This is a genomic window from Pseudomonas sp. B5(2017), from assembly GCF_002112825.1.
Classification (GTDB): domain Bacteria; phylum Pseudomonadota; class Gammaproteobacteria; order Pseudomonadales; family Pseudomonadaceae; genus Aquipseudomonas; species Aquipseudomonas putida_Z.
Window position 1 is genome coordinate 58,260 of sequence record NZ_NEIR01000001.1, and the last position, 26,181, is coordinate 84,440.

Below are 26,181 nucleotides of genomic sequence, written 5' to 3' on the forward strand. Positions count from 1 at the left end.
CGCAAGAACTGCAAAAAAAATGTTGCTTGACGCCTTTCCGACAAGATTTGCGACACGCCTGTGAAAAAAACGTACAGGGTTCGCAAGCGACTGTAGTACAGGAACTTTTTTGTTGAACTAAGGGTGACTTTAACTGTCCTTCGGCGTCTTAAGCCCTAGTACATCCGGTGGCTGCCTGGCGCGTTGCCAAGAATGGCATCTGGCTGCATTTTCGCCATTTTTAACCGCCACCACCTTGAGCAATCCCGCCTGCGGCGCCTACTATCTTGTGAGTGCCAGAGGATCCGAACGATTGCAATCGTCCAGTGGTCGAAGGGGGCAACAGGTGGCGTAGAGGATTCTGTGCCGGATAAACCACTATCGGTTAAGGTATGGGTCTGCCGAGAAGACCTGCGAGGAGTAGTGATGAGCGAAGCGCTGACCATCCACCATGACCAGGCCGGTCATCAGTTCGAGACCAACGTGGACGGTCATCGTGCCTATCTGACGTACATGGACCTGGGCAAGCAGACGCTGGACATCTATCGCACCTTCGTACCCAACGCCCTGCGCGGCCGCGGGATTGCTGCCGCCCTGACCGAACGGGCCCTGGAGTACGCTGAACAGATGGGCTACACGGTGATTCCGTCCTGCTCATACGTGGAGCGCTACATGGAGCGCCAGCAGCGGCATTCGAGCAAGGTCTGATTCTGTAAATAAAAAGCGGGGCCGCTTCGCAGCCCATCGCGACACAAGGCCGCTCCTACAGGAAATCGCATAACCCTGTAGGAGCGGCCTTGTGTCGCGATGGGGCGCGAAGCGGCCCCGCTCTTTATCGCATCAGCCGCGCTTGCGCTGCGGCAGCACATCCTTCAGCTTGGTGCGCATGCTGCGCAGGGTCTTCTCGGTAGCCGACCAGTCGATGCAGGCATCGGTGATCGACACGCCGTACTGCAGCTCGTCCAGGTTCTTCGGAATAGACTGGCAGCCCCAGTTCAGGTGGCTCTCGACCATCAGGCCGATGATCGACTGGTTGCCTTCGAGGATCTGGTTGGCGACGTTCTCCATCACCAGCGGTTGCAGGGCCGGGTCCTTGTTGGAGTTGGCGTGGCTGCAGTCGACCATGATGTTGGCCTTGATCTTGGCCTTGGCCAGGTCCTGCTCGCAGAGGGCGACGCTGACCGAGTCGTAGTTCGGCTTGCCGTTGCCGCCGCGCAGTACCACGTGGCCGTACGGGTTGCCCTTGGTGGTGACGATCGACACGCCGCCTTCCTGGTTGATGCCGAGGAAGCGGTGCGGTTTGGACACCGACTGCAGGGCGTTGATGGCAACGGTCAGGCCGCCGTCAGTACCGTTCTTGAAGCCGACTGCCGAGGACAGGCCCGAAGCCATCTCGCGGTGGGTCTGCGATTCGGTGGTGCGGGCGCCGATGGCCGACCAGCTGATCAGGTCCTGCAGGTACTGCGGGGAAATCGGGTCGAGCGCTTCGGTGGCGGTCGGCAGGCCCATTTCGGCCAGGTCCAGCAGCAGCTTGCGGCCGATGTGCAGGCCATCCTGGATCTTGAACGAGTCATCCAGGTACGGGTCGTTGATCAGGCCTTTCCAGCCGACGGTGGTGCGCGGTTTTTCGAAATACACACGCATGACCAGGTACAGCGTGTCGGACACTTCCTCGGCCAGCACTTTCAGGCGCTCGGCGTACTCGTGGGCGGCCTTGATGTCGTGGATCGAGCAAGGGCCGACCACAACGAACAGGCGATGGTCCTTGCCGTCGAGAATATTGCGCACCACTTCACGGCCGGCAGTAACGGTCTGCAGGGCCTTGGCGCTGAGGGGGATTTCCTTCTTGAGCTGATCGGGGGTGATCAGGGTCTCGTTGGAGGCAACGTTCAAGTCATCGATCGGTAAATCAGCCATCGTGTTACTCGTCAGGTCACGGGTGCCGGCCGCCAACTATCCCCGTGCGGCCCAGCAGCAAGAATAATCGCAGCGGGGAGCCGAACCTTAGCGCGTTACAGGTGGCGCGACAATGGGCTGGGCCCAGTCCGTGTGGGGTTTTTCCGAGATGGCAGGTGTTTGCCGTGCATGGGCTGCCCAGCGCTGCGCAACCTGTGTAAAAAGAGGGCTGACATTTACCTGGAGATCGGCATGCATCCGCACACACCACGTATCGGCATCATCGGCAGTGGCGCCATCGGCGGCTTCTATGGGTTGATGCTGGCCCGGGCTGGCTTCGATGTGCATTTTCTGTTGCGCAGCGAGTACGAGGTTGTCCGCGAGCAGGGGTTGACCCTGGACAGTGCCGTGCATGGCAACTTGCAGATGAAGGTGCAGGCCTATGCCAGTGCCGCCGACATGCCACCCTGCGACTGGCTGCTGGTGGGGGCCAAGGCCACCAGCAATGACCAGTTGGCGCCGCTGATCGTGCAGGCGGCCGCACCGGGCGCCAAGGTGGTGCTGCTGCAGAACGGCCTGGGCGTGGAGGAGCAATTGCGCCCGGCCTTGCGCAGCGACATGCACCTGCTCGGCGGCCTGTGTTTCATCTGCGTCAACCGCCAGGCGCCCGGCGTGATCCGCCACCAGGCCCTGGGCGCGGTCAACCTCGGCTACCACAGCGGGCCGGCCAACGATGGCGGTGCCGCGCTGGTCAATGAAGGCGCGGAGCTGTTCCGGGCTGCGGGCATCGACTCGCAGGCCATGCCCGACCTAGCCCAGGCACGCTGGCAGAAGCTGGTGTGGAACGTGCCCTACAACGGCCTGTCGGTGCTGCTCGGCGCCAGCACCACGCCGCTGATGGCCGACAGCCATGGCCGCGCCCTGATCCAGGCCCTGATGGCCGAGGTGGTGCAGGGGGCGGCGGCGTGTGGCCATGTGTTGCCCGAGGGGTATGCCGAGCACCTGTTCCAGGTGACCGAGCGCATGCCCGACTACTGGCCCAGCATGTACCACGACCATGTCCACAAGCGCCCGCTGGAGCTGCAGGCCATCTATGCCGAGCCGTTGGCGCAGGCGCGTGCGGCAGGCTGCCACTTGCCACGCATGGAGATGCTGTACCAGGCGCTGGCTTTCATCGACCGGGGCGAACAGCCTCGCTGAGGGTGGCTCTGGCCCCGCCGGGGCCCTCCAGCCCGCATCAGCAGCGCGCCGGACGGCAAAGCGTGCGTCCGGCGCGCTGCTAAGCTGAAGCTTGCTCTGCCGCAGCGGCAGTCGAGGAGGTCGAATGATCCACTCCATGCTGTACGCCACCGACCTCGGTGTCTACGCCCCTTTTGTCATGCAACACGCGCTGGCGCTGGCGCGCACATTCGGCGCCGAGTTGTATGTGATCCATGCGGTAGAGCCCATGGGCCAGTTCGCTGAATCTCTTCTGCAAAGCTACCTCGATGAGCAGACGCTCGACCAGCTGCACAGCCAGGGGGTGAACACGGTGATGGCCAATATCGAGCAGCGTGTGCTGGAAAACTTTCGCGACGAACTGGGCGAGGAGGCCGACCTGGCGGTGATCAAGGCGGTGCGAGTACGCCAGGGCGACCCGGCGCAGGTGATCCTCGACCAGGCACAGCGGCTGAGCGTCGACCTGTTGATTTTCGGTAGCCACAGTGCTGGCGCCGGCGTGGATGTGCCATTGGGGCGCACGGCGGTACGGCTGCTGCAGCTGTCGCCGGTACCGGTGTACATGGTGCCGCTGGCGCAGCATTTGGGGCGTAGGAAAGCATGAAGATGGCCGTAGGCCATTTCCGGGGGTATGTAACAAAATAGTTCTAGATTTATTTCCAGAACCACTAATATAGTTATATATCGTCGCTGCCTGCTGCCGCGGACTCATCGCTGAACCGAGGGGAACCTATGAAGCTTCAACAACTGCGCTACATCTGGGAAGTGGCGCACCATGACCTCAACGTCTCCGCGACGGCGCAGAGCCTGTATACCTCCCAGCCAGGTATCAGCAAGCAGATCCGCCTGCTCGAGGATGAGCTGGGTGTTGAAGTCTTTGCCCGCAGCGGCAAGCACCTGACCCGCGTTACCCCGGCCGGTGAGCGCATCATCAATACCGCTGGCGAAATCCTGCGCAAGGTCGAAAGCATCAAGCAGATTGCCCAGGAGTTCTCCAACGAGAAGAAGGGCACGCTGTCCATCGCCACCACCCACACCCAGGCGCGTTATGCCTTGCCGCCGGTGATCAGCAACTTCATCAAGCAGTACCCGGAAGTGTCCTTGCACATGCACCAGGGTTCGCCCATGCAGATTGCCGAAATGGCCGCGGACGGTACGGTCGACTTCGCCATCGCCACCGAGGCGCTGGAGCTGTTCGGCGACCTGATCATGATGCCGTGCTACAAGTGGAACCGCTGCGTGGTGGTGCCGCAGGGCCATCCGTTGACCAAGCTGCCAAAGCTTACCCTGGAAGCGGTCGCCGAATACCCGATCGTTACCTACGTGTTCGGTTTCACCGGGCGTTCGAAGCTGGACGAAGCGTTCAACCACCGCGGCCTTACGCCGAAAGTGGTGTTTACCGCGGCTGACGCCGACGTGATCAAGACCTATGTGCGCCTGGGGCTGGGCGTGGGGATCGTCGCCAAGATGGCGGTGGACACCAAGCTCGACAGCGACCTGGTGGCCTTGGATGCCAGCGAACTGTTCGAAGCCAGCATCACCAAGATCGGCTTCCGCCGCGGCACCTTCCTGCGTGGCTTCATGTGCGACTTCATCGAGAAGTTCGCCCCGCACCTGACCCGTGAAGTGATGGCCAAGGCCATCCAGTGCCACAACAAGCAGGAGCTGGAAGACCTGTTCGAAGGCGTCGAGCTGCCGGTGCACTGATCCGGAATTGCAAGGGCCTCACGGCCCCTGTGGGAGCGGGTTTACCCGCGAAGAAGGCGACGCGCTGTATGGCACCGGCTTCGCCGGTGTTCGCGGGTGAACCCGCTCCCACAACGGCCCATTATGCCTTGCTGATCAGGTTGCCCGCGTGCAACCCGCATTCCTTCTGCGTCGACTCTTCCCACCACCAACGCCCTTCGCGCTCATGCTGGTTTGGCAGCACCGGGCGGGTGCAGGGCTCGCAGCCGATGCTGATGAAGCCGCGCTCGTGCAGGCTGTTGTACGGCAGTTCCAGCATGCGGATATAACCCCACACTTCCTCGCTGGTCATCTGTGCCAGTGGGTTGAACTTGTACAGGGTGCGCTCGGGGGTGGAGAAGGCGCTGTCGATTTCCACTGCCGCCACCTGGCTGCGGGTGCCCGGGCTCTGGTCGCGGCGCTGGCCGGTGGCCCAGGCGCTCACGGTGGCCAGCTTGCGACGCAGTGGCTCGATCTTGCGGATACCGCAGCACTCGCCGTGGCCGTCCTTGTAGAAGCTGAACAGGCCCTTTTCCTTGACGAACGGGTCGAGCTTGGCGCGGTCGGGGCTGAGGATCTCGATCGGCAGGTTGTACTGCTCGCGGACCTGGTCGATGAACCGGTAGGTCTCCGGGTGCAGGCGGCCGGTGTCGAGGCTGAACACCTTGACCTGCTTGTTCAGCTTCCAGGCCATGTCCACCAGCACCACATCCTCGGCGCCGCTGAAGGAGATCCACAGGTCATCACCGAAGTGCTCGAAGGCAAGCTTGAGGATGTCCTGCGGGGACTTGTTGGCATAGGTCGCGGCCAGTGCTGCGACGTCGAAGGGTTGGCTCATCAGGCGGTTTCCATCGTGGCTGTGGCGCTGTGCGCTCGTAGTGAGGTGATGGTAACAAAAAATGGCGGGGTAGGCGGGCTTGGAGTCGGTGGCGCCTGCTTCGCGGGCTCGCCCGCTCCCACAGGTACAGCGCACATCTGCCAGTTGTGGGAGCGGGCGAGCCCGCGAAGCAGGCGCCGCCGATCACAAGCCTTGCAAGGTCTCCATCAACACCCGCACCTTGGCAATCGACTCTTCATATTCGGCCTGCCACTCGGAGTCGGCCACCACCGCGCCGCCGCCCCAGCAGCTGACCTGTCCACCCTTGACCAGCAGGCTGCGAATGGCAATCGAGCTGTCCATTTCGCCGCGCACATCCACGTAGAGCAGTGAGCCGCAGTACAGCGCCCGGCGTGCCGGCTCCAGTTCGTCGATGATCTGCATGGCGCGGATCTTCGGCGCGCCGGTGATCGAGCCGCCCGGGAAGCTGTCGCCGATCAGGTCCAGGGCGTCTTTATCGCTGGCCAGCTGGCCGGTGATGCTGCTGACCAAGTGGTGTACGTTGGGGTAGCTCTCCAGGCTGAACAGTTCCGGCACCTTCACCGAGCCGATCTCGCAGGTGCGCCCCAGGTCGTTGCGCAGCAGGTCGACGATCATCAGGTTTTCCGAGCGATCCTTGGGGCTGTGCAGCAGCTCCTCGGCATTGCGCATGTCTTCAGCCGGGTTGCTGGCGCGCGGGCGGGTGCCCTTGATCGGCCGGGTTTCCACCTGGCGCTGGCTGACGCGGATGAAGCGCTCGGGCGAAAAGCTCAGCAGGGCGCTGCCGTCGGCCAGTTGCTGGTAGCCGGAGAAGGGGGTGGGACAGGCTTTGCGCAGGGCCTGGTAAGCGTGCCACGGGTCGCCCTGGCAGGGCGCGCGGAAGCGCTGGGTAAGGTTGATCTGGTAGCAGTCGCCGGCCTGGATGTAGTGCTGCACCTGGTCAAAGGCGGCCTTGTACTGCTCGGGCTGCAGGTCGCCGGCCATCGGCGCGAGTAGCTGGAAGCTGCTGCTTTCCGCGTTGTCGACACCTTCGAACAGGGCGATTAGCCGTTCCCGTTCGCTGCCGGGCAGGCTCGGGTGGAACACCAGTTGGCTGGTCGCGCACTGGTGGTCGGTCACCAGCGCCCAGGCATACAGCCCCAGTTGCGCGTCCGGCAGGCCAAGGTCGTCCACGGCCAGGCTGGGCAGGTGTTCCAGGCGGCGGCCGAAGTCATAGCTCAGGTAGCCGATCAGGCCGCCAGCGAACGGCAGCTCGCTGCCCGCGGGCAACTGCGCATGGCCCAGTCGTGCCAGACCGGCGCGCAGGCGCTGGAGGAAGGTGCGGCCATCTTCGTCGGGCTGCGCCTGCAGGTGTTGCAGCGGCCAGGCGCTGAGCAGGTCGAAGCGCCCGCGTTCGGCGCCGGGGCGGGCGCTGTCCAGCAGGATCGCACCGGGGGCCTGGCGCAGGCGGGCGAAATAGGCGGCAGGGTCGGGCTGGTAGGGCAGGGGGTGGAGCGTACAGGTCGGCATCAGTGTGGACGGCGATGTAAAAGCGAGGAGGGCGATTGTAGACCTGTGCAGGAAATGCGCCTAGCTTTGTGGCGACATTCAAGCACTGGGTTTCGCCCTTGCGGCACTGTCGCGACACAAGGCCGCTCCTACAGGATCACGCGATCTCCTGTAGGAGCGGCCTTGTGTCGCGATAGGGCTGCGCAGCAGCCCCGGCGATTTCAGCGCGGGTGCACGTGCCCGAACAAGCCTTGCGATACCCGCACGCGCTGTTCGGCATCTTCGCTGATGCCATCCTTGGCCAGCGCTTCCAGGTGCGCCTCGATGGCGTGGGTGCGCTGGGTCAGGCCGCAGTCGTTGGCGATCTGGATGTTCAGGCCGGGGCGGGCGTTGAGCTCGAGAATCAGCGGCCCCTTGTCCTGGTCCAGCACCATGTCGACACCGATGTAGCCCAGGCCACACAGCTCGTAGCAGCCGGCGGCCAGCTTCATGAAGCCGTCCCAGTTCGGCAGTTGCACGCCATCCACCGCGTTGGTGGTGTCCGGGTGCTTGCTGATGATGTTGTTCAACCAGGTGCCGCGCAGGGTCACGCCGGTGGCCAGGTCGACACCCACGCCGATGGCGCCCTGGTGCAGGTTGGCCTTGCCGCCGGACTGGCGGGTCGGCAGGCGCAGCATGGCCATCACCGGGTAGCCCATCAGCACGATGATGCGGATGTCCGGCACGCCTTCGTAGCTGATGCTCTTGAAGATCTGGTCGGGGGTGACCCGGTACTCGATAAGCGCACGGTCGCGGTGCCCGCCCAGCGAGTACAGGCCGGTGAGGATGCTCGAGATCTGGTGCTCGATTTCCTCGTGGCTGATGATCTTGCCGGACACCGTGCGGTAGCGGTCCTCGAAGCGGTCGGCGATCACCAGGATGCCGTCACCACCGGCGCCCTGCGCCGGCTTGATGACGAAATCGCTGCGCCCACCAATGATCTGGTGGAGCTTCTCGATCTCTTTCTCGGTCTCGATGATGCCGTACATTTCCGGCACATGGATGCCGGCCGCCAGGGCGCGCTCCTTGGTGATGATCTTGTCGTCGACGATCGGGTACAGATGGCGCTTGTTGTACTTCAACACGTAGTCCGCGTTGCGCCGGTTGATACCCATGATGCCCCGGGCCTCCAGGGCTTTCCACGTCTTGATCAGGCCAAACATCAGGCGTCAGCCTTCTTCAGGAATGCCTTGAAGCGCACGAGCTCGGTCAGGCGGTAGCCGCGGTAGCGACCCATCGCCAGCATGAAGCCCACCAGGATCAGCAGCACGGCCGGGAAGGTGAACACGAAGTACACCAGCTCCGGCACCATCATCAACAGGTGCGCCAGGGAAGCGGCGAACAGGGTGCCGATGGCCACTTTCATGGCATGGCCGCCGCCACGCTCTTCCCAGGTGATGGACAGGCGCTCGATGGTCATGGTCAGGATCACCATCGGGAACAGCGCTACCGACAGCCCGCGCTCCAGGCCCAGCTTGTGGCTGAACAGGCTGATGGCGGCAATCAGTACCACGACGAAGGTCAGTACCACCGACAGGCGTGGCAGCATCTGCAACTTCAGGTGTTCCAGGTACGAGCGCAGCGACAGGCCCAGGGCGGTGATTACCGTGAACAGCACGATACCGAAGCCAAGCTGGGTCTCGCGGAAGGCCAGGGCGATCAGTACCGGGGTGAAGGTACCCAGGGTCTGCAGGCCGACCAGGTTGCGCAGCACCAGGATCACCAGCACACCGATCGGGATCATCACCATGATCATGAAGGTTTGCTGGGTCTGCAGCGGCAGGCCGTACAGCGAATATTCGAGGAAGTCGGCGTCGGTATTCTCGTCGGTCAGCTTGGCCAGGCGGATGGCGTTCATCTCGCTGTTGTTCATGCTGAAAGTAACGTTGGCCTTCTTGCCGCCATCGACAGTGATCAGGTTGTCGTCACCGGTCCACCACAGCAGGCGATCGCTTGGCAGGCCCTGCTCGCCGGTGTCCGGGTTGAAGTACAGCCAGTCGGTGCCGTTGAAGCTGCGCAGCCACAGTTCCGGGGTTTGCGGGGTGTCGGCCACCAGGCGGATGGTGTGCACCTTCTCCATCGGTACGTGGGCGATCGACAGCAGCAGGTCGATGACCTGGGCCTTCTTCATGGCCGTGGTGTCGCCGGCCAGCAGCAGCTTGACGTTATCGTCGTTCAGGTTGTTGACCCGCTTGATGGTCTCGCTGACGAAGGTCTCGACGTCGGCCGAGTGCTGGCGGATCGGCGCCATCAGGGCCTCGGCGGCGATCTTCTCGGGGCCTTCCACTGCCAGGCTGTCACGGAAGGTCGGGCCTTTGACCGTGGTCTTCTCGTTGCTGTAGCGCTTGGTCAGCACCAGGCGGTAGTAGAGGGTCTGGTTGCCGCTGGCGCGGCGGGCCGACCAGGTGACCTTGCGGTTGCCGTCGGCACGGTTGACGCTCACCCCGTAGTTGTTGGAGATGAAGCTCTCGTTGAGGCTGACGTAGTCGCGGTTCAGCGGTGGCACGAACATCTGCACCTTGACCGGGTCCTTGGTGCTGGCCACGAACTCGACCTTGGCGTCGATGTTCCACAGGTCGTCGGTTTCATCCTCGGTTACCGGGATGCCGAGTACGAAGATCTGATAAGCCGTGACCGCCACGCCCAACAGCACCAGCACGGTGATCAGGACTTTCAGATGGAGGGTAAGAGAGCGCATCGGGATTACTCTGCTTTGGGAGCGTCGGTGGCACAGGCAGGTTTGCCGGCCGCGTATTTAAGGCTTGGGTCGACCAGCGCGTCGAAGTGCTTGAGCGCCTCGGAGCCGATCAGCAGCGGGAACTGGAAGGCGCTGCGGTCGGTGAGATTGACTTCGATGGTGCGCATGGCCTGGCCCATGCAGATTTCAAGTTCGATGACCGGGCGCGCGGTATAGGCCTTGCCCGATTCAGCATCATAGTCGCCGGCCCGGCGCTTGATCTTGCTTACGCGTGCCAGCGGGCGTTCGATGGGGTGCGAATGGGCGGCGTCGATGGCCAGGTAGAAGCGCACCCAGCTTTCGCCGTTGCGCTTGAAACGCTTGATGTCGCGGGCGCTGAGCGACGCGGTCTTGGCGCCGGTGTCGAGCTTGGCGGCCACTTCCAGGTCCAGGTCGCCCAGGCGTGCATATTCGTTGAGACCGTACACGGTCTTGCCTGCGGCCTGGCCAAGGGCCGGCAGCAGGGTGAGGCAGAGCAGCAATAATACGGGTGTAAGTCTCATATTCCTGGCGCGGTGCAGTGCAAGGTTCGGGGCTGTTTTCAAAGCCATGTTCAGAGCCGTGTTCAGGGCAAGGCGACTGGCAGCGACTGCGCAAGCTTCCTCGTTCATCTGTCAACAGCATGAATGGATGACAGACAGGCTATCCATACTCCATCGGAGGCGCGGCATTCTATCACGCCGGCGCCTTGACGCCAGCGGTGCGCGATCTGACAGCACCGCGCTGGCATTAGTTCGTTCTTAGACGATTGTCGACAATATTCATTTTGTCTTTGACTGCTGCGGTCGAATTAGCTAATTTCTGGCAAAGAGATTTGCAAGGTGTCGACAATATGCAGGACCTATCCACCCCCAGCCCGATGCTGGCAGACGAAACGGAAACCTTGTCCGAAAACGTCTTCCGGCGCATCCAGGCGGCCATCGTCAAGGGCGATATCGCCCCCGGCAGCAAGATTTCCGAGCCGGAGCTGGCGCGTACCTACGGCATCAGCCGCGGGCCGCTGCGCGAGGCCATCCACCGCCTCGAAGGCCAGCGCCTGCTGGTGCGCGTGCCGCATGTGGGGGCGCGGGTGGTGTCGCTCAACCACGCCGAACTGATCGAGCTGTACGAAATTCGCGAATCGCTGGAAGGCATGGCCTGCCGCCTTGCCGCCGAACGCATGAGCCAGGCCGACATCGACGAACTGCGCCGGGTGCTCGACACCCACGAGCGCGATGCCGCGTTCCAGGCCGGCCTGGGCTATTACCAGCAGGAAGGCGACTACGACTTCCATTACCGGATCATCCAGGGCAGCGGTAACCAGACCCTGGTCAAGATGCTCTGCGGCGAGCTGTACCAGTTGGTGCGCATGTACCGCATCCAGTTTTCCGCCACGCCCAACCGGCCACGCCAGGCCTTTGCCGAACACCACCGCATTCTCGATGCCATCGCCGACCGTGACGGCGAGCTGGCCGAACTCCTGATGCGCCGCCACATCGGCGCGTCCAAGCGCAATATCGAGCGTCACTACCTGGACGCCCACAACAACAGCCCACGAGGTGAGAAATGACTGTGAAGAGCACCCCCGGTCAGCGTTTCCGCGACGCCGTTGCCGCTGAACATCCGCTGCAGGTGGTTGGCGCCATCAACGCCAACCATGCCCTGCTGGCCAAGCGCGCCGGCTTCAAGGCCATCTACCTGTCCGGTGGCGGCGTCGCCGCCGGTTCGCTGGGCCTGCCGGACCTGGGCATCAGCGGCCTGGACGATGTACTCACCGACGTGCGCCGCATCACCGACGTGTGCGACCTGCCGCTGCTGGTGGATGTCGACACCGGCTTCGGCGCCTCTGCCTTCAACGTTGCCCGTACCGTGCGCTCGATGAGCAAGTTCGGCGCTGCCGCCATCCATATCGAGGACCAGGTCGGCGCCAAGCGCTGCGGCCACCGCCCGAACAAGGAAATCGTCAGCCAGCAGGAAATGGTCGACCGCATCAAGGCCGCAGTCGATGCCCGTACCGATGACAGCTTCGTGATCATGGCGCGTACCGATGCCCTGGCCGTCGAGGGCCTGAACGCCGCCCTGGACCGCGCCGCCGCCTGCGTCGAGGCCGGTGCCGACATGATCTTCCCGGAAGCCATCACCGAACTGCAGATGTACAAGACCTTCGCCGACCGGGTGAAGGCACCGATCCTGGCCAACATCACCGAATTCGGCGCCACGCCGCTGTACACCACCGAAGAGCTGGCCTCGGTCGACGTGTCGCTGGTGCTGTACCCGCTGTCGGCGTTCCGCGCCATGAACAAGGCGGCCGAAAACGTGTACACCGCGCTGCGCCGCGACGGCACGCAGAAGAACGTGATCGACACCATGCAGACCCGCATGGAGCTCTACGATGCCATTGGTTACCACGCCTTCGAGCAGAGCCTCGATGCGCTGTTTGCCCAGAAGAAGGGCTGAAGGTCAAAGATTTGCGTTGGAGCGGCTGGCCTCTTCGCGGGTGAACCCGCTCCCACAAGTACGGCGTGATGCTCGATGCCTGTGGAACCCTGTAGGAGCGGGTTTACCCGCGAAGGGGCCGGCCCAGGTTTCAACGATTAGCCAGATTTCCATAACAAGTTCAAGAAAGGAGAAACACCATGGCCGAAGCAAAAGTACTCAGTGGCGCAGGCCTGCGCGGCCAGGTGGCCGGCCAGACCGCGCTGTCGACCGTGGGCCAGGCCGGTGCCGGGCTGACCTACCGTGGTTACGACGTGCGTGACCTGGCCGCTGGTGCCGAGTTCGAAGAAGTCGCCTACCTGCTGCTGTACGGCGAGCTGCCGAGCAAAGCCGAACTGGCCGACTACAAGCGCAAGCTCAAGGGCCTGCGTGACCTGCCGCAAGCCCTGAAGGAAGTGCTCGAGCGCATCCCGCGTGATGCCCACCCGATGGACGTGATGCGCACAGGTTGCTCGGTGCTGGGTACCCTGGAGCCCGAGCTGACCTTCGAGGCCCAGCGTGACAAGACCGACCGCCTGCTGGCGCTGTTCCCGGCGGTGATGTGCTACTGGTACCGCTTCACCCACGACGGCGTGCGTATCGACTGCACCAGCGACGAAGACACCCTCGGTGGCCACTTCCTGCACCTGCTGCACGGCAAGAAGCCGAGCGAGCTGCACGTCAAGGTCATGAACGTGTCGCTGATCCTCTACGCCGAGCACGAGTTCAACGCCTCGACCTTCACCGCCCGCGTCTGTGCCTCGACCCTCTCCGACCTGTACTCCTGCGTAACCGCTGCTATCGGTTCGCTGCGCGGCCCGCTGCATGGCGGTGCCAACGAGGCGGCGATGGAGCTGATCGAGCGCTTCCAGAGCCCGCAGGAAGCCACTGCCGAGCTGCTGCGCATGCTCGAGCGCAAGGACAAGATCATGGGCTTTGGCCATGCCATCTACAAAGAGTCCGACCCGCGCAACGAGGTGATCAAGGGCTGGTCGAAACAGCTCGCCGACGAAGTGGGTGACAAGGTGCTGTACCCGGTTTCCGAAGCCATCGACAAGACCATGTGGGAGCAGAAGCGCCTGTTCCCCAACGCCGACTTCTACCATGCCTCGGCGTACCACTTCATGGGCATCCCGACCAAGCTGTTCACCCCGATCTTCGTCTGCTCGCGCCTGACCGGCTGGGCGGCGCACGTCTTCGAACAGCGCGCCAACAACCGCATCATCCGCCCGAGCGCCGAGTATGTCGGCGTCGAGCAGCGCCAGTTCGTGCCGATCGAGCAGCGCTGAGTCATAGATCGCTGGGGCTGCTGCGCAGCCCTTTCGCGACACAAGGCCGCTCCCACAGGGACGGCGCAGTACCTGTGGGAGCGGCCTTGTGTCGCGAAAGGGGCGCGTAGCGCCCCCAAGGCCTGAGCCGCACCTGCCCCCGAATACCGTGACCGAGCCTGATAACGATATGAACACTGCATTCCGCAAGCACCTGCCAGGCACCGACCTGGACTACTTCGATGCCCGCGCGGCGGTCGAGGCCATCAAGCCCGGCGCCTACGATGGCCTGCCTTACACCTCTCGCGTACTCGCCGAAAACCTGGTGCGCCGCTGCGACCCGGCTACCCTCGACGCCTCGCTGGGCCAGCTGATCGAGCGCAAGCGCGACCTCGACTTCCCGTGGTTCCCGGCCCGCGTGGTGTGCCACGACATTCTCGGCCAGACCGCACTGGTCGACCTCGCCGGCCTGCGTGACGCCATTGCCGACAAAGGCGGCGACCCGGCCCAGGTCAACCCTGTGGTGCCGGTGCAGCTGATCGTCGACCACTCGCTGGCCGTCGAGTGCGGCGGTTTCGACCCGCAGGCCTTCGAAAAGAACCGCGCCATCGAAGACCGCCGCAATGAAGACCGCTTCCACTTCATCAACTGGACCAAGAAGGCGTTCAAGAACGTCGACGTGATCCAGCCGGGCAACGGCATCATGCACCAGATCAACCTGGAGAAGATGTCGCCGGTGATCCACAACGACCGTGGCGTGGCCTACCCGGACACCTGCGTCGGCACCGACAGCCACACGCCGCATGTCGACGCCCTGGGCGTGATCGCCATCGGCGTGGGTGGCCTGGAAGCCGAGAACGTGATGCTGGGCCGTGCCTCGTGGATGCGCCTGCCGGAAATCGTCGGTGTCGAGCTGACCGGCAAGCTGGCGCCGAACATCACCGCCACCGACCTGGTGCTGGCCCTGACCGAATTCCTGCGCAAGCAGAAAGTCGTCGGCGCCTACTTGGAGTTCCACGGCGAGGGTGCCCGTGCCCTGACCCTGGGCGACCGCGCCACCATCTCCAACATGGCCCCGGAATATGGCGCCACTGCGGCGATGTTCGCCATCGACCAGCAGACCATCGACTACCTGCGCCTGACCGGCCGCGAAGAGCAGCAGGTCAAGCTGGTGGAAACCTATGCCAAGGCCACCGGCCTGTGGGCCGACAGCCTGGGCGGCGTCGTCTACGAGCGCACCCTGAGCTTCGACCTGTCGAGCGTGGTGCGCAACATGGCCGGCCCGTCCAACCCGCATGCCCGCGTCGCCACCAGCGACCTGGCGGCCAAAGGCATCGCCGGCAGCTGGGAAGAAGTGCCAGGGCAGATGCCAGATGGCGCGGTGATCATTGCCGCCATCACCAGCTGCACCAACACCAGCAACCCGCGCAACGTGATTGCCGCAGGCCTGCTGGCGCGCAATGCCAACAAGCTGGGCCTGGCCCGCAAGCCGTGGGTCAAGTCGTCGCTGGCGCCTGGCTCCAAGGCCGTGCAGCTGTACCTGGAAGAGGCCGGGCTGGAGAAGGAGCTGGAACAGCTCGGCTTTGGCATCGTCGCCTTCGCCTGCACCACCTGCAACGGTATGTCCGGCGCCCTGGACCCGGTGATCCAGCAAGAAATCATCGACCGTGACCTGTACGCCACCGCCGTGCTGTCGGGCAACCGCAACTTCGACGGGCGTATCCACCCGTATGCCAAGCAGGCCTTCCTCGCTTCGCCGCCACTGGTAGTGGCCTACGCCATCGCCGGTACCATCCGCTTCGACATCGAGAAGGATGTGCTGGGCGTGGTCGACGGCAAGGAAATCCGCCTCAAGGACATCTGGCCCAGCGACGAAGAGATCGACGCCGTGGTGCGTGCCGCGGTCAAGCCGGAGCAGTTCCGCAAGGTGTACATCCCGATGTTCGCCATCGAGGAAGACCGTGGGCCGAAGGTGGCGCCGCTGTACGACTGGCGCCCGATGAGCACCTACATCCGCCGCCCGCCGTACTGGGAAGGTGCCTTGGCCGGTGAACGTACCCTGCGCGGCATGCGCCCGCTGGCAGTGCTGCCGGACAACATCACCACCGACCACCTGTCGCCGTCCAACGCCATCATGCTCGACAGCGCTGCCGGCGAGTACCTGGCGAAGATGGGCCTGCCGGAGGAGGACTTCAACTCCTACGCTACCCACCGTGGCGACCACCTGACTGCCCAGCGCGCTACCTTTGCCAACCCCAAGCTGTTCAACGAAATGGTGCGCAAGGAAGACGGCAGCGTGAAGCAGGGCTCGCTGGCGCGTATCGAGCCGGAAGGCAAGGTCACCCGCATGTGGGAGGCGATCGAGACCTACATGGATCGCAAGCAGCCGCTGATCATCGTCGCCGGTGCCGACTACGGCCAGGGCTCGTCCCGTGACTGGGCGGCCAAGGGTGTGCGCCTGGCCGGTGTCGAGGCGATCGTCGCCGAAGGCTTCGAGCGTATTCACCGTACCAACCTGGTGGGCATGGGCGTACTGCCGCTGGAGTTCAAGCCGGGCACCGACCGCAAGACCCTCGGCCTGGATGGCAGCGAGACCTATGACGTACTGGGCGCGCGTACGCCGCGGGCGACGCTGACCCTGGTGGTTACCCGCGCCAACGGCGAGCGCCTGGAGGTACCGGTGACCTGCCGCCTGGACACCGCCGAGGAGGTGTCGATCTACGAGGCTGGCGGGGTGCTGCAACGCTTCGCCCAGGACTTCCTCGAAGCGACCGCCTAATTGCAGGGGGCCGCTTTGCGGCCCATCGCGACACAAGGCCGCTCCTACAAGCGTTACCAGATCCCTGTAGGAGCGGCCTTGTGTCGCGATGGGCTGCAAAGCAGCCCCAGAGGCCATATGCATCTCAGACAGGACAGCACATCCATGGCTCATGTACCGCAAGTAAAAATCCCCGCCACCTACATCCGTGGCGGCACCAGCAAAGGCGTGTTCTTCCGCCTGCAAGACCTGCCCGAGCAGGCGCAGATCCCCGGCCCTGCCCGTGATGCACTGCTGCTGCGGGTGATCGGCAGCCCCGACCCCTATGGCAAGCAGATCGACGGCATGGGCGGCGCCACTTCGAGCACCAGCAAGACCGTGATCCTGTCGCAAAGCATCAAGCCTGAACACGATGTCGACTACCTGTTCGGCCAGGTCAGCATCGACAAGGCCTTTGTCGACTGGAGCGGCAATTGCGGCAACCTTTCTGCCGCGGTCGGTTCGTTCGCCATCAGCAGCGGCCTGGTCGACCCGGCGCGCATTCCGCGCAACGGTATCGCCACCGTGCGCATCTGGCAGGCCAACATCGGCAAGACCATCATCGCCCATGTGCCGATCACCGAAGGTGAAGTGCAGGAAACCGGCGACTTCGAGCTGGACGGGGTGACCTTCCCGGCCGCCGAGGTGCAGCTTGAGTTCCTCGATCCGGCGGCCGACGAAGATGGCGACGGCGGGGCGATGTTCCCCACCGGCAACCTGGTCGATGACCTCGAGGTGCCGGGTGTCGGTACGTTCAAGGCGACCCTGATCAATGCCGGCATCCCGACCATCTTCGTCAATGCGGCGGATATCGGCTACACCGGCACCGAACTGCAGGACGCCATCAACGGCGATCCGCAGGCGCTACTGCGCTTCGAGACGATTCGCGCCCATGGCGCCGTGCGCATGGGCCTGATCGACAACGTCGACCAGGCTGCCGGGCGTCAGCACACGCCGAAAGTGGCTTTCGTCGCGCCGCCGAGCACCTACACTGCGTCCAGTGGCAAAGCGGTGCAGGCAGGTGATATCGACCTGCTGGTACGGGCCTTGTCGATGGGCAAGCTGCACCATGCAATGATGGGGACGGCCGCGGTGGCCATCGGTACCGCGGCGGCCATTCCGGGCACGTTGGTCAACCTCGCCGCAGGCGGGGGCGAGCGCAGCGCCGTGCGTTTCGGCCACCCCTCGGGCACCCTGCGGGTGGGGGCCGAGGCGCGCCAGGTGAATGGTGAATGGACAGTGACCAAGGCAATCATGAGCCGCAGTGCTCGCGTGCTGATGGAGGGCTGGGTTCGCGTGCCTGGCGATAGCTTCTAACGCACCACTGGCGCTCGGCTTTAGTTCGTTGGGGCCGCTTTGCGCCCCTTCGCGGGCAAGCCCGCTCCTACACGGTTTGCGCGGTACCTGTAGGAGCGGCCTTGTGTCGCGAAGGGCTGCAAAGCAGCCCCGGCAATTCTGAAGGGAGCTGGATATGAGCGCCAACGTAGACCTCAACGCCCGCCCGGACTACGACCGGGTGCTGCAAACCCTCGCCGATTACGCCCTCACGTACCGGGTCGAATCCGCCGAAGCACTGGACACCGCGCGCAACTGCCTGATGGATACCCTCGGCTGCGGCCTGCTGGCCCTGCGCTTCCCCGAATGCACCAAGTTGCTAGGCCCCCAGGTTGAAGGCACCGTGGTGCCCAACGGCGCCCGCGTGCCCGGCACCGCCTACCGCCTCGACCCGGTCAAGGCTGCCTGGGACATCGGCTGCACGGTGCGCTGGCTGGACTACAACGATACCTGGCTGGCCGCCGAATGGGCCCACCCCTCGGATAACCTTGGCGGAATCCTGGCCGTTGCCGATCACCTGTCGCAGAAGCACGTGGCCGCAGGTGAGGCACCGCTGCTGATGCGCGATGTGCTCGAAGCCATGGTCATGGCTCACGAGATTCAGGGCGTGATGGCGCTGGAAAACGCCTTCAACCGCGTTGGCCTCGACCATGTGATTCTGGTCAAGGTAGCCTCCACCGCCGTGTGCGCCAGGCTGATGGGGGCCAACCGTGAGCAGATGCTGAGCGCCTTGTCCCACGCATTCGTCGACGGCCAGGCGCTGCGTACCTACCGCCATGCGCCCAACGCCGGTTCGCGCAAATCGTGGGCCGCCGGTGATGCTTCCAGCCGTGGCGTGCGCCTGGCCGATATTGCCCTGCGTGGCGAGATGGGCGTGCCGGGCGTGCTCACTGCGCCGCAGTGGGGCTTCTATGATGTGCTGTTCAGTCACACCAACAAGGACCTCGCGCTCAAGCCGTCCGAGCAGCAAGAGCTGCGCGTGCCGCAAGCCTTGGGTAGCTACGTGATGGAAAACGTGCTGTTCAAGGTCAGTTTCCCTGCCGAGTTCCACGCCCAGACCGCCTGCGAGGCAGCGGTAACCCTGCATCCACTGGTGCGTAACCGCCTGCACGAAGTCGACCGTATCGTCATTACCACCCAGGAGTCGGCGATCCGCATCATTTCCAAGAGCGGCCCGCTGGCAAACGCCGCCGACCGCGACCACTGCCTGCAGTACATGGTGGCGGTGCCGCTGATTTTCGGTCATCTGGTGGCCGAGCATTACGAAGACACCTTCCATGCCAACCACCCAAGCATCGACCGCCTGCGCGAGAAGATGGAGGTGGTGGAAGACCCGCGCTTCAGCCGTGAGTACCTGGAGCCGGACAAGCGCTCGATCGCCAACGCGCTGCAGGTGTTCTTCAAGGATGGCAGCAGTACCGAGCAGGTGGTGGTGGAATACCCGATCGGGCATCGCCGGCGGCGAGGGGAGGGCATACCGTTGCTGGAGGCCAAGTTCAGGGACAACCTGGCCACGCGCTTTGCGCGGCAGCGGTGTGGGGAGATTCTTGAGGTGTGCAAGGACCAGCAGAAGCTGGAACAGATGGCGGTGCACAGGTTTGTCGACCTGCTCGTGATCTGAGGTTGCCTGTGCTGGCCTGTTCGCGGCTAAAGCCGCTCCCACAAGGTCCTGCGCAGCCGTCGACAACTGTGGGGTCCCTGTGGGAGCGGCTTTAGCCGCGAAGAGGCCGGTACAGGTTGAAACAAGAAAGCCCCGGCATTTCTGCCGGGGCTTTCTTTTACATCTTACAACTCAGCTTACGCCTGAACTACCGGGATCTTGGCGTTGGCTGCCGCTTCGCGGAACTCGGCGATCTGGTCGAAGCTCAGGTAGCGGTAAACGTCGGCAGCCATGCTGTCGATGTCCTTCGCGTACTGCATGTACTCTTCAACGGTCGGCAGCTTGCCGATGATCGAAGCGACAGCAGCCAGCTCCGCCGATGCCAGGTACACGTTGGTGGCGTCGCCCAGACGGTTCGGGAAGTTACGGGTCGAGGTGGAGACCACGGTCGAACCGGTCTGCACACGTGCCTGGTTACCCATGCACAGCGAGCAGCCTGGCATTTCCATGCGCGCGCCAGCCTTGCCGTAGATGCCGTAGTAGCCTTCTTCGGTCAGCTGGTGAGCGTCCATCTTGGTTGGCGGAGCCAGCCACAGACGGGTCGGGATACCGCCCTTGACCTTGTCCAGCAGCTTGCCGGCAGCGCGGAAGTGGCCGATGTTGGTCATGCACGAACCGATGAACACTTCGTCGATCTTCTCGCCCTGTACCGAAGACAGCAGGCGGGCATCGTCCGGGTCGTTCGGCGCGCAGAGCACAGGCTCTTTCACGTCGGCCAGGTCGATTTCGATGATTTCGGCGTATTCTGCATCGGCGTCGGCCGACAGCAGCTCAGGCTTGGCCAGCCAGGCTTCCATGGCCTGGGCGCGGCGCTCCAGGGTGCGGGCATCGCCGTAGCCTTCGCCGATCATCCAGCGCAGCAGGGTGATGTTGGACTGCAGGTACTCGGCGATGGCCTTTTCTGGCAGCTTGATGGTGCAACCGGCAGCGGAACGCTCGGCCGAGGCGTCGGACAGCTCGAAGGCTTGCTCGACGGTCAGATCGTTCAGGCCTTCGATCTCGAGGATGCGGCCGGAGAAGGCGTTTTTCTTGCCTTTCTTCTCGACGGTCAGCAGGCCCTTCTGGATGGCGTAGTAAGGGATGGCATGAACCAGGTCACGCAGGGTGATGCCTGGCTGCAGTTTGCCCTTGAAGCGCACCAAGATCGACTCTGGCATGTCCAGCGGCATGACGCCGGTGGCGGCGGCGAAGGCCACCAGGCCGGAACCTGCCGGGAACGAGATGCCGATCGGGAAGCGGGTGTGCGAGTCGCCACCGGTACCCACGGTGTCAGGCATCAGCATGCGGTTCAGCCAGCTGTGGATGATGCCGTCGCCCGGGCGCAGCGACACGCCGCCACGGGTGCGGATGAAGTCTGGCAGGGTGTGGTGGGTGGTGACGTCGATCGGCTTCGGATAGGCCGCGGTGTGGCAGAACGACTGCATCACCAGGTCAGCGGAGAAGCCCAGGCACGCCAGGTCTTTCAGCTCGTCGCGGGTCATCGGGCCAGTGGTGTCCTGGGAACCGACGGTGGTCATCTTCGGCTCGCAGTAGGCACCTGGGCGCACGCCCTGGCCTTCTGGCAGGCCGCAGGCACGGCCGACCATTTTCTGTGCCAGGGTGAAGCCCTTGCCCGAATCGGCAGGCTGCTCCGGCTTCTTGAACAGGTCGGAAGCACCCAGGCCCAGTTCGGCACGGGCTTTTTCGGTCAGGCCACGGCCGACGATCAGCGGGATACGGCCGCCAGCGCGGACTTCATCCAGCAGCACTTCGGTTTTCAGCTCGAATTTGGTGACCAGTTCGTCGCTGCCGTGACGGCGCACTTCGCCCTTGAACGGGTAAACGTCGATCACGTCGCCCATGCCCAGGTTGGTGCAGTCGAATTCGATCGGCAGGGCGCCGGCGTCTTCCATGGTGTTGTAGAAGATCGGGGCGATCTTGGTGCCGAAGCAGAAGCCACCGGCGCGCTTGTTCGGCACGTACGGGATGTCGTCGCCGAAGAACCACAGCACCGAGTTGGTGGCGGATTTACGCGAGGAACCGGTACCGACCACGTCACCGACGTAGGCAACCGGGTAACCCTTGGCCTTGACGGCTTCGATCTGGGCCAGCGGGCCGACCGAACCAGGCTGGGATGGCTCGATGCCGTCACGGGCCATTTTCAGCATGGCCAGGGCGTGCAGCGGGATGTCAGGGCGCGACCAGGCGTCCGGAGCAGGGGACAGGTCGTCGGTGTTGGTTTCGCCAGGCACCTTGAACACGGTCAGGGTGTACTTGTCGGCGATGGCCGGACGCGAGGTGAACCACTCGCCGGCAGCCCAGGATTCCAGCACGGCCTTGGCGTGAACGTTGCCGGCCTTGGCTTTTTCGGCCACATCGTGGAAGGCATCGAACATCAGCAGGGTGTGCTTGAGCTGTTCGGCCGCGACGGCGCCCAGTTCGGCGTCATCCAGCAGTGCGACCAGCGTTTCGATGTTGTAGCCGCCCTGCATGGTGCCCAGCAGTTCGGTGGCGTGCTTGCGGTCGATCAGAGGCGACTTGGCTTCGCCCTTGGCGACGGCGGAGAGGAAAGCGGCCTTGACGTAGGCAGCTTCGTCGACCCCTGGCGGTACGCGGTTGGTGATCAGGTCTACGAGGAAGGCTTCTTCGCCGGCCGGCGGGTTTTTCAGCAGCTCGACCAGGCCTGCAGTTTGTTCGGCGTTCAGCGGCTGGGGCACGATACCCAGGGCGGCACGCTCTTCGATGTGTTTGCGGTAGGCTTCAAGCACAGTTATTTCCCTCATCAGTGGTCCCTAAAGGGGGTCCGGGACGCTCATCCAGCATTCAATGCACCCATGCGCTGCCACGGCTTTGTGGGCCGCCCAGCCAGAGTCGCAAAGAATCCTTACAGAAGCTGCTTTCAAAGTTTTACGCCTGCAGAACGGGGAGCTGATGAGGGCTGGCACGGGCATGCGAGGGATGCATGGCCCGGGCCAACGCCGTTCTACCGGATGAACTGTGCTCGTGACGCTTTGAAAACAGCTTCCAACGGACATTGTTGCCTTTGAAAAGGCGGGATGATTCTACGGCAAAAAAAGCTCGAACGTAAGGCGGCGAAGATGACTTTAACGAGTGACCCTGGTTAGACAAAGGGCTAACATGAGCCCGTGTTCCACCGCCAAGCTGTTGTTTTTCATGTCCAACAAGTCCATCAAGACCCCTTGCGTCGGCCTGTGCTCCACGGTTTACGGAGACACGGTTTGCCGTGGCTGCAAGCGGTTCCACCACGAAGTGATCAACTGGAACGGCTACGACGATGCGCAGAAGCGCGCCGTGTGGCTGCGCCTGGAGCAACTGCTGGTGCAGGTGATGATGGCCAAGCTGGAGGTGTTCGACAAAGGCCTGCTGCGCCAGCAACTGGAGCAGCGTTCCATCCGCTTTGTCGAGCAGCAGTCGGAATATTGCTGGGCGTACCAGCTGATTGCCCGCGGGGCGCGGATGATCCGTGACCTGGAGGCCTATGGCATGGTGCTGCTGCCGGAATTCCGCGACTGGGAGCTGCCGCAGTTGCGCGACGCCATCGACCGCGAGTTCTTCCTGCTGTCCGAGGCGCATTACCAGCGCTACATCGCCCCGGCGTTCCTGCAACAGGCTTTGGAGTAGGCTGTTTCCCGCTGATATCAGGCGGCATCGCTCGCGTAGTGTCCGGCGTTTTCCATGTACAGGAAGCGCCCATGAGCGACTATGTCTACCACCCGGAATTTTCCTTTTTGGCTCGCTGCTGGTGGCAGCTGGGCGATGAGCTCCTGCATCCCGATCAGTGGGACGCTTCGACCGCCAGGCTTGCCCCCATGTGGCTGCATTATGGCGGGGCCGGGTTTCACAATGACCACTGGTACCGGTATCTGCGGGCCGAGCCCGAAGGCACCGGGCCATTGCGGCTGGAGCCATGGAGCTACACCTTGCCCAGTCATGTGTATGGCGAGCTGTTCTGGTTCGGAGCCTATGTCAGCGGTACGGACCGGACCGGGGCGACGCTGCGCTATGAAATGCGGCCTTATGACCGGAACTGGAAACCGCTGAAGCGGATTGTCTACAGTAAGCCGGGGGCGCTGTCAGGCTTTGCAGGCTACGTAGGCGTGAAGGACCAGACCGAGGCGGCGGCCGGGCGTCAGCATCTGGCCGACCCGCAGCACCTGTGGAATCTTTCGGGTATCAACCACAACGATATCAAGCGCGGGGCGCGGTTATGCAATGTCGTTCTGGTCGACGCCGCCGGGCAACGGGCCAGGCGCATCGCCAACCAGGAGGCGTGGCTGATAAACACGCTGTCCGGCGAGCCAGGCCTGATGGCCCTCGAAGTGCTGGACTACGCCCATGAAGCGCGTGATGTCGCCTGGGGCACGAGCCTGCAGCTGGCGGGCAGCAGTCAGGCGTTCAAGGCAGAGCACAGTTTTATCGCGAGTTTGTGCTGGCGGCCCGACGAGACGCCGGCCGGCCCTGCCGGCTCCACGGACGGCGTGCAGGGCTTGGTGGCAGCTCGCTTTGACGAAGGCTGGGAGTGGAACCCACGGGCAAGGTTGAGTGTGGAGCAGACCGATTCGTTGGGCACGCGCTGGCGCGACGATGAAACCCGACCGGCATGCGAGCGTTTCTGGTTTGCCGCCTACCTCGATAACGGGGTGTATGCGTATGAGATCTGGCCGCTTGACGAGCGCGGTCGGCGCCTGAACTTCACCCTGCGTAAACAGAAGGGCTGGACCATGAGCCTGGCGCAGCGCTGGCAATCGGTTCGTGCGCAGGCGGATTTTCTCTGGCATCTGGACGGGTTGGACCCGGCTGCCTTGCAGGTGGGGGCAACAGTGGCCAACGTGAAGCTCAGGCACAGCAGTGGCCGAGTCGTGAAGCTGGCAGATCGCAGCGAACGCAGGCTGGGTACGGAGGCGCTGGGTGAGGAAGGTTCCCTGACTGTGCAGGTGGTGGAAACCTCGGCCAGGTTCTAGGGGGGCGCAAGGGCGCTGCTACAGCGCCCTTGCCGGGGTTCAGTCGCCGCTGTACTCGCAGCCGCTGGTGCAGGTCTCGTGGATGCGGACCTTCGACAGTTCCGGCAGCAGCGGCTTGACCTGGTCCCAGATCCACTTGGCGATCACTTCGCTGGTGGGGTTTTCCAGGCCCGGGATGTCGTTCAGGTAGTTATGGTCCAGTTGCTCGTAGATCGGCTTGAAGATCGCCTTGATCTCGGCGAAATCGCGGATCCAGCCGGTGTGCGGGTCGAGCGGGCCGGTCAGGTGCAGGCCGACCTTGAACGAGTGGCCGTGCAGGCGGCCGCATTTGTGCCCGGCAGGTACGTGCGGCAGGCGGTGGGCCGATTCGAATGTGAATTCCTTGAAGATTTCCACGCTGTCATAACTCTATGTGAATCAAGAATGCGCGCAGTCTACCAGCATGGCCGCTACAAGGCTTGCAGGCGTTCATGCAACCGCCCGGTGGCAATCAGCTCCAGCAGCTCGTCGCCCAGCCGCTGGCTCTCGGCAATGGCCTTGTACCAGTAGCGCTTGCGGCCAGGCGCATCGCCCATGAAACGCTTGAAGTCGTTGCGGTCGGGCAGCTTGCCGTAGGGCAGCGCCGCCAGGTACTGCGGCGAGGGTGTCATCAGCAGCACGTTCTGCAGGCGGGTGGCATCGCCCTTGCGCCAGGGCAGGGCCTTGTCGAACCAGCCGGGTACGACCATGTCGGTGAAGTGCGGGTACAGCACCAGGTCGTCGCCGCGGTAGGGCAGGTCGAGGTGGTAGTCCAGCAGGCCGCCGTCGCGGTAGGTGCCTGCACCTGCGCCTGGGATGTCTTTCACACCTTCCATGACCATGGGGATGGACCCTGAGGCGAGCAAGGCATGGCGCAGATTGGCCAGGTCCAGCGGCAGGCAGCGCGAGGGGAAGTCGGTCAGTGCGTCGAGCGGCGGCGTGGCGCGGCCGTCGTGCAGGATGATGCGCTCGAAGTGCCGGGCCAGGCGCGAACGGCCGAGCAGGTTGCTGGCGATCACCGAACCCAGGCCGAGGCCCAGGCGGCCACGATGGTCGTGGGCGAGCTGGCCATGGCTCTTCACTACCAGGATGTTCAGGCGATAGTGCGGGTTGGCCAGCAGTTGGCCGTCGCGGCCTTGCAGCAGGTTGTCGAGCATGTGTTGGCAGCTGCGGCTGATTTCGGCCGGGGTGACGCCCTTGGCGAAATCCTGCTCGGTGTACAGTTCGCCCAGGCGACGGATGCCTGCGACCGGGTCGTCGAGGCAGGCACTGGCGAAGCGCCAGGCGCCGATCGAGGCGCCGATCAGCGCACGTTGGCGTGGTGCCGACGGCAGCCACTCACCGAACAGCGCCAGGTCCAGGCCCTGGATGCCCAGCGGCTTCGGCCCGCCAGCCGCACCCGGCAGCACACCGACATCGGCCGCCTGCAGGCCGCGCTCGCGGACCTGCCGCAGGGCACGTTGGCCTGCCTTGAAGGTGAGGGCGGGGTACTTGATGTGAATGGCGCTCATGGCGGGTCTCTTGGGCAGCAGGCGGTCATTATAAGGCTTCATGCGAATACCCTGTGGGAGCGGGTTCACCCGCGAAGCATGCAACGTGGTGTATGGCACCGGCTCCGCCGGTGTTCGCGGGCAAGCCCGCTCCCACAGGGACCGCGCGGGATTCGGTGATGGCGTGAAAGCAGCCTGACCTGCGCTATCATGGCGCCAGTTGTTTTCAGGTTGAATTAAGGACCGGTGGTTAATCTTAA

General features: G+C 63.7%; 21 protein-coding genes. 12 read left to right on the forward strand and 9 right to left on the reverse strand.

Annotated features, from left to right (window positions below):
- Positions 1 to 405 precede the first annotated feature (405 nt).
- The gene (locus tag CAG00_RS00305) at positions 406 to 687 is read left to right on the forward strand and encodes a GNAT family N-acetyltransferase (RefSeq protein WP_025338432.1); all 282 of its coding nucleotides are present in this window, start codon (positions 406 to 408) and stop codon (positions 685 to 687) included.
- 132 nt (positions 688 to 819) lie between these two features.
- Here the strand turns inward: CAG00_RS00305 and CAG00_RS00310 are convergent, their stop codons facing one another.
- Positions 820 to 1,896, reverse strand: coding sequence for a 3-deoxy-7-phosphoheptulonate synthase (locus CAG00_RS00310; protein WP_025338433.1), 1,077 nt, complete (start codon positions 1,894 to 1,896; stop codon positions 820 to 822).
- Positions 1,897 to 2,127: 231 nt separating this feature from the next.
- Between CAG00_RS00310 and CAG00_RS00315 the strand changes: the two genes are divergently transcribed.
- The 3 genes from CAG00_RS00315 to cysB all read left to right on the forward strand — a co-directional run bounded on the left by CAG00_RS00315 (position 2,128) and on the right by cysB (position 4,800).
- A complete protein-coding gene (locus CAG00_RS00315; protein WP_085663442.1) occupies positions 2,128 to 3,075 on the forward strand; it encodes a putative 2-dehydropantoate 2-reductase in 948 nt (315 codons plus the stop codon).
- A 124-nt stretch (positions 3,076 to 3,199) separates the two neighbouring features.
- Complete coding sequence (locus tag CAG00_RS00320) at positions 3,200 to 3,697, forward strand: universal stress protein (protein WP_015269711.1); 498 nt, start codon at positions 3,200 to 3,202, stop codon at positions 3,695 to 3,697.
- Between the two features lie 128 nt (positions 3,698 to 3,825).
- A complete protein-coding gene (cysB, locus tag CAG00_RS00325) occupies positions 3,826 to 4,800 on the forward strand; it encodes an HTH-type transcriptional regulator CysB (protein ID WP_013971904.1) in 975 nt (324 codons plus the stop codon).
- Positions 4,801 to 4,921: 121 nt separating this feature from the next.
- Here cysB and CAG00_RS00335 read toward each other — a convergent pair whose 3' ends face one another.
- The 5 genes from CAG00_RS00335 to CAG00_RS00355 all read right to left on the reverse strand — a co-directional run bounded on the left by CAG00_RS00335 (position 4,922) and on the right by CAG00_RS00355 (position 10,441).
- The gene (locus tag CAG00_RS00335; RefSeq protein ID WP_015269712.1) at positions 4,922 to 5,656 is read right to left on the reverse strand and encodes a phosphoadenylyl-sulfate reductase; all 735 of its coding nucleotides are present in this window, start codon (positions 5,654 to 5,656) and stop codon (positions 4,922 to 4,924) included.
- 183 nt (positions 5,657 to 5,839) lie between these two features.
- Entirely contained in the window at positions 5,840 to 7,183 is a 1,344-nt protein-coding gene (gene pabB / locus CAG00_RS00340) for an aminodeoxychorismate synthase component I (RefSeq protein ID WP_085663151.1), read from the reverse strand.
- A gap of 200 nt (positions 7,184 to 7,383) precedes the next feature.
- Positions 7,384 to 8,364: an alpha-L-glutamate ligase-like protein gene (locus CAG00_RS00345; RefSeq protein ID WP_025338436.1), complete on the reverse strand. Its 981-nt coding sequence runs from the start codon at positions 8,362 to 8,364 to the stop codon at positions 7,384 to 7,386.
- Positions 8,364 to 9,899 (reverse strand): inactive transglutaminase family protein, encoded by a 1,536-nt coding sequence (locus tag CAG00_RS00350; protein ID WP_025338437.1) that lies wholly within the window; start codon positions 9,897 to 9,899, stop codon positions 8,364 to 8,366. Before CAG00_RS00350 ends, CAG00_RS00345 begins: the two co-directional genes overlap by 1 nt.
- A gap of 5 nt (positions 9,900 to 9,904) precedes the next feature.
- The gene (locus CAG00_RS00355) at positions 9,905 to 10,441 is read right to left on the reverse strand and encodes an ATP-dependent zinc protease (protein WP_016485910.1); all 537 of its coding nucleotides are present in this window, start codon (positions 10,439 to 10,441) and stop codon (positions 9,905 to 9,907) included.
- Positions 10,442 to 10,770: 329 nt separating this feature from the next.
- Between CAG00_RS00355 and CAG00_RS00360 the strand changes: the two genes are divergently transcribed.
- The 6 genes from CAG00_RS00360 (at position 10,771) to prpD (ending at position 19,413) form a co-directional block, all read left to right on the forward strand.
- On the forward strand, positions 10,771 to 11,487 hold the full coding sequence (locus CAG00_RS00360) for a GntR family transcriptional regulator (protein ID WP_085592915.1): 717 nt from the start codon (positions 10,771 to 10,773) through the stop codon (positions 11,485 to 11,487).
- On the forward strand, positions 11,484 to 12,374 hold the full coding sequence (prpB, locus tag CAG00_RS00365) for a methylisocitrate lyase (protein ID WP_003259689.1): 891 nt from the start codon (positions 11,484 to 11,486) through the stop codon (positions 12,372 to 12,374). Before CAG00_RS00360 ends, prpB begins: the two co-directional genes overlap by 4 nt.
- 179 nt (positions 12,375 to 12,553) lie before the next feature.
- Positions 12,554 to 13,681: a 2-methylcitrate synthase gene (prpC, locus tag CAG00_RS00370; protein ID WP_013971911.1), complete on the forward strand. Its 1,128-nt coding sequence runs from the start codon at positions 12,554 to 12,556 to the stop codon at positions 13,679 to 13,681.
- Between the two features lie 169 nt (positions 13,682 to 13,850).
- A complete protein-coding gene (acnD, locus tag CAG00_RS00375) occupies positions 13,851 to 16,439 on the forward strand; it encodes a Fe/S-dependent 2-methylisocitrate dehydratase AcnD (protein ID WP_085663152.1) in 2,589 nt (862 codons plus the stop codon).
- A gap of 144 nt (positions 16,440 to 16,583) precedes the next feature.
- Entirely contained in the window at positions 16,584 to 17,774 is a 1,191-nt protein-coding gene (gene prpF / locus CAG00_RS00380; protein ID WP_054572632.1) for a 2-methylaconitate cis-trans isomerase PrpF, read from the forward strand.
- Between the two features lie 154 nt (positions 17,775 to 17,928).
- Positions 17,929 to 19,413 (forward strand): 2-methylcitrate dehydratase, encoded by a 1,485-nt coding sequence (prpD, locus tag CAG00_RS00385; RefSeq protein WP_085663153.1) that lies wholly within the window; start codon positions 17,929 to 17,931, stop codon positions 19,411 to 19,413.
- 176 nt (positions 19,414 to 19,589) lie between these two features.
- On the opposite strand, the gene acnB is transcribed toward prpD, so the two are convergent.
- Entirely contained in the window at positions 19,590 to 22,199 is a 2,610-nt protein-coding gene (acnB, locus tag CAG00_RS00390) for a bifunctional aconitate hydratase 2/2-methylisocitrate dehydratase (protein WP_085663154.1), read from the reverse strand.
- Positions 22,200 to 22,605: 406 nt separating this feature from the next.
- On the opposite strand from acnB, the gene CAG00_RS00395 reads away from it, so the two are divergent.
- Both CAG00_RS00395 and CAG00_RS00400 read left to right on the forward strand, forming a co-directional pair.
- Positions 22,606 to 23,073 carry a DUF1289 domain-containing protein gene (locus CAG00_RS00395; protein ID WP_161795747.1) on the forward strand — a complete coding sequence of 156 codons (468 nt, stop codon included), beginning with the start codon at positions 22,606 to 22,608 and terminating at the stop codon, positions 23,071 to 23,073.
- A 71-nt stretch (positions 23,074 to 23,144) separates the two neighbouring features.
- On the forward strand, positions 23,145 to 24,413 hold the full coding sequence (locus tag CAG00_RS00400; protein WP_085663155.1) for a hypothetical protein: 1,269 nt from the start codon (positions 23,145 to 23,147) through the stop codon (positions 24,411 to 24,413).
- 39 nt (positions 24,414 to 24,452) lie between these two features.
- Here CAG00_RS00400 and queD read toward each other — a convergent pair whose 3' ends face one another.
- Together queD and CAG00_RS00410 are read right to left on the reverse strand one after the other, a co-directional pair.
- The gene (gene queD / locus CAG00_RS00405) at positions 24,453 to 24,809 is read right to left on the reverse strand and encodes a 6-carboxytetrahydropterin synthase QueD (RefSeq protein WP_025338446.1); all 357 of its coding nucleotides are present in this window, start codon (positions 24,807 to 24,809) and stop codon (positions 24,453 to 24,455) included.
- A gap of 53 nt (positions 24,810 to 24,862) precedes the next feature.
- Positions 24,863 to 25,942: a patatin-like phospholipase family protein gene (locus tag CAG00_RS00410; RefSeq protein ID WP_085663156.1), complete on the reverse strand. Its 1,080-nt coding sequence runs from the start codon at positions 25,940 to 25,942 to the stop codon at positions 24,863 to 24,865.
- Positions 25,943 to 26,181 lie beyond the last annotated feature (239 nt).